Below are 12,129 nucleotides of genomic sequence, written 5' to 3'. Positions count from 1 at the left end.
TAGGATGAAACCGTTTCGCTTAGCTGCGATCTCTCTCGCGCTGCTCACCACCTTTACGCTTGCCGGCTGTGATAACAGCGATGACAAACCTCAGGCCGCTGCCCCCGCAGCGTCTACTACATCAGAACAGAAAACCCCGGCAAAACCGGATCCTGAAAAGCTGGCTAAGCTGGCCGCGCAGAGTCAGGGTAAGGCGTTGACGCTGCTGGATGCCTCTGAAGTGCAACTCGACGGTGCTGCGACACTGGTTCTGACCTTCTCTGTACCGCTGGATCCCAGCCAGGATTTTGCGAAAACGGTGCATGTGGTGGATAAAAAAAGTGGCAAAGTGGACGGCGCCTGGGAACTGGCCCCCAATCTGAAAGAGCTGCGCCTGCGCCATCTGGAGCCGAATCGTAATCTGGTCGTCACCGTCGAGCGTAATTTGCTGGCGCTGAACAAAGCGACATTCGGCATTGACTATGAAAAAGCGATCACCACCCGGGATGTTGAACCGACGGTCGGATTCGCCAGCCGCGGTTCGCTGCTGCCGGGTAAAGTGGTGGAAGGGTTGCCGGTGATGGCGCTCAACGTCAACAATGTGGACGTGAACTTCTACCGCGTTAAGCCGGAGTCGCTGGCCTCGTTTGTCAGCCAGTGGGAGTACCGTAACTCGCTGACCAACTGGGAATCTGACAACCTGCTGAAGATGGCGGAACTGGTCTACACCGGCCGTTTCGACCTCAACCCGGCGCGCAACACGCGTGAAAAACTGCTCCTGCCGCTCAAAGATATTAAGCCGCTCCAGCAGTCTGGCGTCTATATCGCCGTGATGAATCAGGCTGGTCACTATAACTACAGTAACGCCGCGACGCTCTTTACCTTAAGTGATATTGGGCTGTCCGTTCACCGTTATCATAACCGCCTGGACATCTTCACCCAGAGTCTTGAAAACGGTGCGGCGCAGTCAGGCGTGACCATTACCCTTCTGAACGATAAAGGACAGACCCTGGCCGAGGCGAACAGCGACGCCGATGGTCATGCGAAACTGGAAACCGATAAAGAAGCCGCGCTGATCCTGGCCAGTAAAGATGGACAGACCACGCTTCTTGACCTCAAACTTCCGGCGCTGGATCTGGCGGAGTTTGATATCGCCGGTAACCCGGGTTACAGCAAACAGTTCTTTATGTTTGGCCCGCGCGATCTCTATCGTCCGGGTGAAACGGTGATCCTTAACGGCCTGCTTCGCGACAGCGATGGCAAACCGCTTCCCGAGCAGCCGGTAAAACTTGACGTGCTGCGTCCGGACGGCCAGGTAGCGCGTACGGTCGTTGTGCAACCTGAGAACGGCCTTTATCGCTTCAACTATTCGCTTGATAGCGGCGCCCAGACCGGCATGTGGCATATTCGCGCGAATACGGGGGATAACCAGCAGCGCATGTGGGATTTCCACGTCGAAGATTTTATGCCTGAGCGTATGGCGCTGAATCTGACCGGGCAAAAAACGCCGGTTTCCCCGCAGGAGGATGTGGACTTTAACGTTGTGGGCTATTACCTGTATGGCGCGCCGGCTAACGGTAATTCTCTGCAAGGCCAGCTTTTCCTGCGTCCGCTACGTGACGCGGTGCCTGCACTGCCTGGCTTCCAGTTCGGTGATATTGCCGAGGAGAACCTGAGCCGCAGCCTGGATGAAGTGCAGCTTACGCTGGACGAACAGGGGCGCGGACAGGTTACCACCGAAAGCCAGTGGAAAGAGGTGCACTCGCCGCTGCAACTGATTTTGCAGGCCAGCCTGCTGGAATCAGGCGGGCGTCCGGTAACGCGACGCGCCGAGCAGGCTATCTGGCCTGCGGCTGAACTTCCGGGGATCCGCCCACAGTTCGCCAGCAAGGCCGTGTACGACTACCGCACCGATACCACCGTCAACCAGCCGATTGTCGACGAGAACGGCAACGCCAGCTTTGACATCGTCTATGCCGATGCCAGCGGGGCGAAAAAAGCGGTATCTGGTCTGCAGGTGCGTCTGGTCCGTGAGCGTCGCGACTACTTCTGGAACTGGTCCGAGAGCGAGGGCTGGCAGTCTCAGTTTGATCAAAAAGATCTCGTTGAGGGCGAGCAGGAACTTAACCTCAAGGCCGATGAAACCGGTAAAGTCACCTTCCCGGTGGAGTGGGGCTCATACCGTCTGGAAGTGAAAGCCCCTGATAACATGGTCAGCAGCGTGCGCTTCTGGGCGGGGTACAGCTGGCAGGATAACAGCGATGGCACGGGTGCTGCACGCCCGGATCGTGTGACGCTGAAACTGGACAAGCCATCCTATCAGCCAGGCGATACCATCAACCTGCATATTGCAGCGCCGGCCGCAGGCAAGGGCTATGCAATGATCGAATCCAGCGAAGGGCCACTGTGGTGGAAAGAGATCGACGTACCGGTTAACGGTCTGGATCTCGCCATTCCGGTGGATAAGGCCTGGAAACGTCACGATCTCTACCTCAGCACGCTGGTGGTTCGTCCTGGCGATAAATCTAAATCCGCCACGCCAAAACGCGCGGTTGGTCTGCTGCATCTGCCAATGGGGGACGAAAATCGTCGCCTGAGCATCGCACTTGATAACCCACAAAAAATGCGTCCGAACCAGACGCTTTCTGTGAAAGTGAAAGCCAGCGTAAAAGAGGGGGCTGTGCCACAGAAGGTGAACGTGCTGGTCTCGGCTGTTGATAGCGGCGTGCTGAACATTACCGACTACGTCACGCCGGATCCGTGGGAAGCTTTCTTCGGTCAGAAGCGCTATGGCGCGGACATCTATGATGTTTATGGCCAGGTGATTGAAGGTCAGGGACGTTTGGCCGCACTGCGCTTTGGCGGAGACGGCGATGAACTGAAACGCGGCGGTAAGCCACCGGTGAACCATGTCACCATTATTGCTCAGCAGGCGCAGCCGGTTAGGCTTGATGCCAACGGTGAAGGCACCATCACGCTGCCGATTGGCGATTTTAACGGCGAACTGCGTCTGATGGCGCAGGCCTGGACGGAAGACGATTTCGGCAGCAGCGAAAGCAAAATCATTGTGGCGGCTCCGATTATCACCGAGCTTAACACGCCGCGATTCCTCGCAAGTGGCGATACCTCTCGCCTGACGCTGGACCTGACCAACCTTACTGACCAGCCGCAAACCCTGAACATTGCGTTAACCGCAACCGGTAAGGTGTCGCTCGAAGGTGCTCAGCCAGAGCCGGTTAAGCTGCCGCCTGGCGCACGTAGCACTCTGTTTATTCCGGTGCGCGCGCTGGAAGGCTATGGCGATGGTGAAGTAACTGCTCAGGTGACGGGGCTTCAGCTCCCTGGTGAGACGTTTGCGCCGCAGCAGAAGAGCTGGAAAATTGGTGTACGCCCCGCATTCCCGGCGCAAACGGTGAATACGGGCACGATGCTGAACCCTGGCGAATCCTGGAGCGCGCCAGCACAGCATATCGACGGTTTCTCGCCTGCCACGCTACAGGGACAGCTGTTGCTCAGCGGTAAACCACCTTTGAACCTGGCGCGCTACATTCGTGAACTTCAGGCCTATCCATACGGATGTCTTGAGCAGACCACCAGCGGCCTGTTCCCGTCCCTCTACACCAACGCGGCACAGCTTACGGCGTTGGGCATTAAAGGCGACACCGACGATAAACGCCGTGCGGCCATTGATATCGGCATCTCCCGTCTGCTGCAAATGCAGCGTGACGATGGCGGTTTTGCCTTGTGGGATAAAAACGGCCCGGAAGAGTACTGGCTGACCGCCTATGTTACGGACTTCCTGGTGCGGGCAGGGGAGCAGGGTTACAGCGTGCCTGCCGAGGCGGTGAATAACGCCAACAGCCGACTGCTGCGCTATTTACAGGATCCGGGGATGATGTCCATCCGCTACAGCGACGACACCCAGGCCAGCAAATTTGCTGTCCAGGCGTATGCTTCGCTGGTGCTGGCTCGTCAGCAAAAAGCGCCGCTCGGTGCACTGCGTGAAATCTGGGAGCGTCACGCTCAGGCCGCTTCCGGGCTTCCGTTGATGCAGCTGGGCATGGCACTCAAACTGATGGGGGATACACCGCGCAGCCAGCAGGCGCTGGATCTGGCTCTCAAAACACCCCGTAACGACAGCCGAAACTGGATGGCGGATTACGGCAGCCAGCTGCGTGATAATGCCCTGATGCTCTCCCTGCTGGAAGAGTACAAGCTGCTGCCGGATGCGCAAAACAGGCTGTTGAACGCGTTATCTGAAGACGCGTTCAGCCAGCGCTGGCTGTCAACCCAGGAGAGCAATGCGCTGTTCCTGGCTGGACGTTCACTGCAAACCTTGTCAGGCGCGTGGCAGGCAACGACCACCCTCTCTGAACAGACCCAGAGCAGTGATAAAGCGCAGGTAGAAAACCTGAACGGCGACCAGCCTGGTGCCTTGCAGGTGACGAATACCGGCACGACGCCGCTGTGGGTACGACTGGACACTACTGGCTATCCGGAGTATGCGCCCCAGCCATCTTCTCACGTCTTGCAGATTGAACGTCATATCCTGGCGACAGACGGCAGCAGCAAGTCGCTCTCTTCACTTAAGAGCGGTGAGCTGGTTCTGGTGTGGCTGGAAGTGAAGGCCAGCCAGAACGTACCGGATGCGCTGGTGGTGGATCTGCTCCCGGCAGGTCTGGAGCTGGAAAACCAGAATCTGGCGAGCAGCAGCGCCAGCTTGCAGGACAGCGGCAGTGAAGTGCAAAACCTGCTGAATCAGATGCAACAGTCTGATATTCAGCACATGGAATTCCGCGACGATCGCTTTGTGGCCGCCGTGCCGGTCAATGAAGGTCAGCCGGTCACGCTGGTTTACCTGGCCCGTGCCGTTACGCCGGGAACCTATCAGGTGCCTGTTCCGATGGTCGAGTCCATGTACGTTCCGCAGTGGCGGGCAACGGGGTCGGCCAGTGGCCCGCTGATCGTTGTTCCGTAAGATGCAGATAGCACGCCTGATTCGCTCCCGCTGGCTGTGGCTTGCGGGAGCGCTTCTCTTTTCAGGGGGGCTGATTGTCGCCGCTGACCGCGTGTGGCCGTTGCCCCTGAAAGAGGTCAACCCTGCGCGAGTGGTCGTGGATGAGCAGGGTGTTCCGTTGTGGCGTTTTGCCGACAGCGAAGGCATCTGGCGCTATCCGGTTACCATTGAAGAGGTTTCCCCACGCTATCTTGAGGCGCTGATCCAGTATGAAGATCGCTGGTTCTGGGATCACCCTGGCGTCAATCCGCTTTCTGTACTGCGTGCCGCCTGGCAGGATCTCACCGCCGGGAGAGTGGTTTCTGGCGGGAGCACGCTTACCATGCAGGTGGCACGCCTGCTGGATCCGCATCCGCGTACCTTTGGCGGTAAAATTCGTCAGCTGTGGCGGGCGATGCAGCTGGAGTGGCATCTCTCCAAGCGTGAAATCCTGACGCTGTATCTCAACCGTGCCCCGTTTGGCGGCACGTTGCAGGGCGTGGGCGCGGCAAGCTGGACTTATCTTGGCAAACCGCCGTCTCAGCTGAGCTATTCCGACGCGGCGTTGCTGGCTGTACTGCCACAGGCACCCAGCCGTCTGCGCCCCGACCGCTGGCCGGAACGTGCCGAAGCGGCGCGGAACAAAGTGCTCGACCGCATGCTGACTCAGGGCGTCTGGTCTGAGAAGCAGGTGAAAGAGTCCCGTGAAGAGCCGGTCTGGCTGGCCCCCCGGCAGATGCCGCAGCTGGCGCCGCTCTTTTCCCGCATGATGTTGAGTAAAAGCCGCGACACAAAAATAGTCACCACGCTGGATGCAGCTTTGCAACGACAGCTTGAAGAGCTGGCAATGAACTGGAAATCGCGCCTGCCTGCCCGCAGTTCACTGGCGATGATCGTCGTGGATCATACATCCATGAAAGTGCGTGGCTGGGTAGGCTCGGTAGATATCAATGATGACAGTCGCTTTAGTCACGTGGATATGGTCAATGCGATCCGATCGCCGGGATCGGTCCTCAAGCCATTCATCTATGGCATGGCGCTGGACGATGGCCTGATCCATCCCGCTTCGTTATTACAGGATGTTCCAAGAAAAACGGGGGATTATCGCCCCGGCAACTTTGACAGCGGTTTCCATGGTCCGGTCAGCATGAGCGAAGCCCTGGTGCGTTCCCTCAACCTGCCTGCGGTGCAGGTGCTGGAAGCGTACGGCCCAAAACGTTTTGCAGGCATGCTGAGCAACGCGGGATTACCGCTCATACTCCCTGCGGGTGCGCAGCCCAACCTCTCCCTGATCCTGGGGGGCGCAGGGGCACGCCTGGCTGATATCGCTGCCGCCTACAGTGCCTTTGCGCGGCAGGGGCAGGCGGGCCGGTTGCGTTTACAGCCGGGCGATCCGCTGATCGAACGTCCGCTGCTGTCGCAGGGGGCGGCGTGGATCATTCGTCGCATTCTCGCCAGTGAAGCACAGCCCCTGCCGGACAGTGCGCTGCCCCAGGTTGCGCCGCTGGCGTGGAAAACGGGCACCAGCTATGGCTACCGGGATGCCTGGGCCATCGGGCTGAACGCCCGGTATGTCATTGGAATCTGGACCGGACGTCCGGACGGCACGCCCGTTGCCGGGCAGTTTGGTTTCGCCAGCGCAGTTCCGCTCCTGAATCAGGTCAATAACATGCTTCAGTCCCGCTCGATGGTGGATGAAGCCCGTCTGCGGCGCGATCCGCGTCCTGCAAGCGTAGGACGGGGCGTGATTTGCTGGCCGGGGGGCCAGTCCCTGCCTGAAGGGAACGAAAACTGTCGGCGTCGGCTGTCAACCTGGCTGCTGGAAGGCAGTGAACCGCCTACGCTGCTGCTGCCGGAACAAGAGGGTATTCGCGGGATCCGTTTCCCGGTCTGGCTGGATAAAGAAGGCAAACGCGTCGCAGCGGATTGTCCTGATGCGACAGAAAAAGTGCTGGATGTCTGGCCGCTGCCGCTGGAGCCCTGGCTGCCTGCTGCCGAAAAACGGGCTGCTCGTCTCCCCGCCCGTTCAGTGATTTGCCCTCCGCTGGATAACCATAATGCGGCGCCGCTGATGTTGTCAGGCGTCAGAGAAGGGGCGGTAATTAAACGTCTTCCGGGTGAGAAAAACATGACCCTGTTCGTTTCAACCAGCGGCGGGGAGGGGCAACGATGGTGGTTTTTGAATGGAGAACCGCTGGACGGACATCAGAAGAATTATTCACTGCAATTATATTTACCGGGTAAATATCAGTTAGTTGTATTAGATGAAACCGGACAAACGGCGACGGTCAATTTTGAGTTAGATCGCTAAGTGTTACTCCTCAAGAGTTAGCTTGATAATTATCAATATCCGTTCCTGAAAAAAAACGAGAATGCGTTTTTATTTTAAGGAACGAGCAATGGAAAAAAATAAACATCAGGGAGAGGGGACTATTCCCGCCATATCCCGGCGTCAGTTTATTCAGGCAGGATCGGCGCTCGCCGCTCTGCCTTTTGTCGTCAAAACCGGCAAAGTACAGGCACAGGGCGCGGCGGTTTCAGACACTACGCCTGAAGAAAAAGTGGTGCAAACCTGTAGTACGTTTGACTGCGGCGGCAAGTGTGATATTCGTGCTCACGTCAGTGAGGGCGTTGTGACCCGAATTTCTACGCGTCCGGATAACGCGTTGGATCCGCAAATGCCCGTAATGCGCGCCTGCGTGCGTGGCCGGGCTTATCGGAAATTTGTTTACCATCCCGATCGGCTGAAATACCCAATGAAACGTGTAGGGAAACGTGGCGAAGGAAAATTCGAGCGTATTACCTGGGATGAAGCCACCACCCTTATTGCGAATCAATTAAAAACTATTACGCAAAAATACGGTGCGGCTTCACGCTATGTTCATGTGGGCACCGCTGTGTCCGGCGGGACTTTTTCCGGCGATAAAATGGTTCGTCGTCTGCTCAACTTAACTGGCGGCTATCTCGAAAGCTATCACTCGGTCAGTATGGGTAACACGGCGGCAGCAACGCCGTATACCTATGGCACCGCTGCCAGCGGCAGCTCTCTTGACACGCTGCTGGACACCAAACTGGTCATCCTCTGGGGACATAACCCGACGGAAACGATCTTTGGTCACAGCAACCACTTCTACCAGAAGATGAAGCAAAACGGCACTCGCTTTATTGTTGTCGACCCTCGCTATTCCGATACGGTTTCCTCCCTGGCCGATCAGTGGATCCCGCTGCTTCCCACCACGGACAACGCCCTGATGGACGCGATGATGTATGTGATCGTCACGGAGAACCTGCACGATCGCGACTTTATTCAGCGCTACACCCTGGGCTTTGACGAAGACACTATGCCAGAAGGCGTTCCGGCCAATGAATCCCTGATGGCTTACCTGAGCGGCGCAAAAGATGGCGTGGCGAAAACGCCCGAGTGGGCAGAGAAAATCACCCACGTGCCTGCACAAACAATTCGGCAACTGGCGCGCGAGTACGCAACCACCAAACCCGCTGCGCTGATCCAGGGCTGGGGACCGCAGCGTCATAACTGCGGCGAGCGCACCGCGCGCGGCTCGACGTTGCTGGCTACGCTCACGGGTAACGTCGGGGTGAAAGGCGGTTGGGCAGCAGGCTATGGCGGCTGCGCAAACCGGAAATTTGCCGCCGGGCCAGAGATGCCGGACAACCCGGTCAAAGCCAAAATATCGGTGATGAACTGGGTGCAGGCCGCCGACGATGCCTCTCAGGTCACCGCGGACGTCGGCCTGAAGGATGCCGAAAAGCTGGACAGCAATATCCGCATCCTGTTCTCGCTGGCGGGAAATTATCTGGCTAACCAGAACCCGGATCTTCATCAGGCAACCCGTGTCCTGGAAGACGAGTCGAAAATCGAGTTTATCGTCGCAAGCGATCTGTTTATGACGCCGAGCGCCCGATACGCCGACCTTCTTTTGCCGGAAACCAGCTTTATGGAACGCTGGAATATCGGCGAAACCTGGGGCACGGCAAGCTATCTGATCCTGTCAGAAAAGCTCATTGAACCTGAATTTGAACGCCGTTCAGACTACGACTGGCTGCGGGAGGTCGCCGCTAAGCTTGGCGTCGAACCCGCGTTCAGTGAAGGGCGTGACGAAAAAGCGTGGATTGAGCACATCTGGGAGCAGACGCGTCTTTCCATGCCTGACGAAAACCTGCCGGACTTCGCGACGCTACAGAAGACGCGTCAGCACCTTTTCAAAAGCGCGCCGTTCGTCGCCTTTGAAGACAACATTCGCGATCCGCAGAATCATCCGTTCCCGACGCCGTCCGGAAAAATTGAGATCTTCTCGAAGCGTCTGTACGACATGCATCACCCGGAAATTCCGGCGCTGTCGCACTACGTGCCTGCCCATGAAGGGCCGGAAGACGCGCTGGCGAAACGCTTCCCGCTCCAGCTGATTACCTGGAAAGGAAAAAACCGCGCTAACTCCACCCAGTACGCCAACCCGTGGTTAATTGAGGCGCAGCAGCAAAAGCTGTGGATCAACCCGCAGGATGCGCAAAAACGCGGCATTGCGCAGGGAGATACCGTGCGTATTCATAACGCGCGCGGCATTTGCGAGATCCCGGCGGAGGTCACGCCGCGCATCATTCCAGGCGTTGTGGCCATGCAGGCGGGTGCCTGGTGGCAGCCGGACGAGCAGGGTATTGATAAGGGCGGCTGCGCGAACGTGCTCAGTTCCGCACGTATTACCGCGCTTGCGAAAGGGAATTCCCATCAAACCATGCTGGTGGAGGTAGCTAAAGCATGAGTCAGTTTAAACATTACGCACCGGTAAGCGACAAACAGCTGGGTTTTTATATCGACTCTTCTCGCTGCTCGGGCTGCAAAGCATGTCAGGTAGCGTGCAAAGATAAAAACAACCTTGAGGTCGGACGTCGTTTCCGTCGCGTGTACGAAGTTAATGGCGGGAGCTTTATCCCGACCGGGCAGGGCGGCGTCAGCAATAACGTTTTTGCCTACACGCTCTCTATCTCCTGTAACCACTGTGCCGACCCAATCTGCACCAAAAACTGTCCGACCACCGCGATGCATAAGCGTCCGGGGGACGGTATTGTGCGCGTAGATACTGATAAGTGCGTCGGCTGCGGCTACTGCGCGTGGTCATGCCCTTACGGCGCGCCACAGCTCAACGAGCAGACCGGGCAGATGTCCAAATGTGATTTCTGCGTGGATCTACAGGCGAAGGGGGAACAGCCTGTCTGTGTGGCAACCTGTCCTCTCGAAGCGATTAAATTCGGGCCGATTGATGAACTGCGGGCGAAGTATGGTGCGGTCTGTGATGTGAAAGGCTTGCCTGATTCCTCCATCACCAAACCGAACCTGGTGATCAAAGCGCATCAGGGCGCAGAGAAAGAGGGGAAACGTCATGCATGAGTTACCGCTGCTGATTTTTACGCTGTTCCTGCAAGGATCGGTTGGCGTTACGCTGTGGCTGGCCTTCGGAAGCACGCAACGCAGCGCGCTGCTGCCGGCTGCCGGAGCGTTTGTGCTGGCCAGCCTCGGTCTGCTCGCCTCCGCGTTGCACATGGGTTATCCACTTAATGCGTTCAACGCGCTGCGTCACGTATCCAGCTCCTGGCTGAGCCGTGAGATTATCTTTGCCAGTCTTTATCTTGCGGCACTTGGCCTCGCAACGCTGCTGATGTTTGTCAAAAAACCAGGCTGGAAGCCGCTGTTGGTTGTGGCAGGTCTTGTCGGGCTGGTGGATGTGTTCTGCATGGCGCAGATCTAGATGCATGCATCCGTGGTGACGTGGCATCACATTAATACCCTGGTGCTGTTTATCGGTTCGGTGGGAATTATCGGTTCAGCCTGCATGGCCGTTGGGGCACGTTCCCAGACTCGCGTGCGAACGGCGATTGTCATTATCACGCTGCTGGTGATTGCACGTCTGGTGATGCAGCCCGTCTGGCTGGCAGATATTACGGCTATGGACAACACCGTTGTGACGTTCCCACACGCACCGTTACAAATGCTGGAGCAACTGCGAACCGTGCATCTGCTGAGCTGGTGCGTTTCCGTTGCGGGTATGCTGTGCTTTGCTGCGGGCGGCTTAAAAGCGGCGCGAGGCACAATGCTGTTGGGCAGCGCCTTGCTGATTGTGGGTGAGCTGATGCTGCGCTTTGTTTTCTTCAGTATTGGCTGATGGGCGGATTAACCTTTGCCCCGGCGATGGACGTGACGCATGCGTGCGTCCGTCGTCGTTTTCGCCACTCTTCCTGCTGTGCCTGCGCGGACGTCTGTCCCGTGCAGGCTTTTTCTTTTACCGACACCGGCGTCTCGGTTGATGACAGCCGCTGTATTGAATGCGGTGATTGCCTGTTTGTCTGCCCCGCTGAAGCCATCACCGGCATCACGCCGCGAAAACGTTTTCTGTGTGGCGATACGCTTGTTGGGCCTTTTACTGACCGTGCGCCAGAGGTGAATGAGCTTCTGCTGTGGCACGCGCAGCACCACGTTCGTTTTATCAGTATCGACGCGGAGCAGAATCCTGACTGGTTGCTGGCGATTGCCCGGCTGAATCTGGCGCTTCGTCGACGTGGTGAAGCAGCGTGGGCGTTTAAACATATACCCGTCAACGAGGTAAATACCGCCCGGCGTGCGCTGATGCACGTTCCCCGTGAGGATGTCCGGGTCTGTTGCGTCGTGCCCGGTCAGCGTGAGCTGCGCAGGGCGTTTTCTGCGTTTAGCGAGGCAGAGATAACTCTCGATACCGAATCCTGCGTACTCTGCGGCGCGTGCTGGCGGAGTTGTACGGAAAACGCGATTCGGTTTGAGAACGCTGAACTGGTCGTGGAAACCGGACGCTGTACGGGGTGTGGCGGCTGCGAAGCGGTATGCCAGCATGTGGCGATAAACGTGACGCAAACAGACGGGACAGCGAAAAGCGTGACCATACCGGCATATGAAGCCGTTTGTTTGACGTGCCACCGGCATTTCTGGTCATTTAGTTCTGATGAAAAGCAGTGTCCGCTCTGTTTTCACCATCAGTACGGCATGCGAAATACGAGCTGTTGCTAATCTTCGTCTCATTTTAAAAAAATGTTATGCATAACCATAGGCAATGGCGCTATTGCTCTTTATAATCCGCGCCACACCATACTCAGGTATGCAAAAACAACAG

The 12,129-nt window shown here is 57.4% G+C and carries 5 protein-coding genes and 1 pseudogene; all 6 read left to right on the top strand.

The features are described 5' to 3' along the window. The first annotated feature begins 4 nt into the window (after positions 1-4). A complete protein-coding gene (locus tag ACQG1K_RS16230; RefSeq protein ID WP_367075127.1) occupies positions 5-4,957 on the top strand; it encodes an alpha-2-macroglobulin family protein in 4,953 nt (1,650 codons plus the stop codon). A gap of 1 nt (position 4,958) precedes the next feature. Next, positions 4,959-7,286, top strand: coding sequence for a peptidoglycan glycosyltransferase PbpC (pbpC, locus tag ACQG1K_RS16225; RefSeq protein WP_367075125.1), 2,328 nt, complete (start codon positions 4,959-4,961; stop codon positions 7,284-7,286). Between the two features lie 88 nt (positions 7,287-7,374). Next, positions 7,375-9,753, top strand: a complete 2,379-nt coding sequence (locus ACQG1K_RS16220; RefSeq protein WP_367075123.1) for a DMSO/selenate family reductase complex A subunit — start codon at positions 7,375-7,377, stop codon at positions 9,751-9,753. After that, positions 9,750-10,379 (top strand): DMSO/selenate family reductase complex B subunit, encoded by a 630-nt coding sequence (locus ACQG1K_RS16215; protein ID WP_022649006.1) that lies wholly within the window; start codon positions 9,750-9,752, stop codon positions 10,377-10,379. Before ACQG1K_RS16220 ends, ACQG1K_RS16215 begins: the two co-directional genes overlap by 4 nt. After that, positions 10,372-11,151 (top strand): annotated as a pseudogene (locus tag ACQG1K_RS16210) (dimethyl sulfoxide reductase anchor subunit family protein). Before ACQG1K_RS16215 ends, ACQG1K_RS16210 begins: the two are co-directional and overlap by 8 nt. After that, the gene (locus tag ACQG1K_RS16205; RefSeq protein WP_367075120.1) at positions 11,151-12,026 is read left to right on the top strand and encodes a 4Fe-4S binding protein; all 876 of its coding nucleotides are present in this window, start codon (positions 11,151-11,153) and stop codon (positions 12,024-12,026) included. The pseudogene ACQG1K_RS16210 and the gene ACQG1K_RS16205 overlap by 1 nt, the downstream one beginning before the upstream one ends. The last annotated feature ends 103 nt before the right edge of the window (positions 12,027-12,129 follow it).

The sequence above is a fragment of the Enterobacter cloacae complex sp. 402C9 genome (assembly GCF_050030745.1).
GTDB classification, from domain to species: Bacteria; Pseudomonadota; Gammaproteobacteria; order Enterobacterales; family Enterobacteriaceae; genus Enterobacter; species Enterobacter intestinihominis.
Note: the sequence above shows the minus strand (reverse complement) of the source record. Positions and strands in the feature narration are given on the sequence as shown.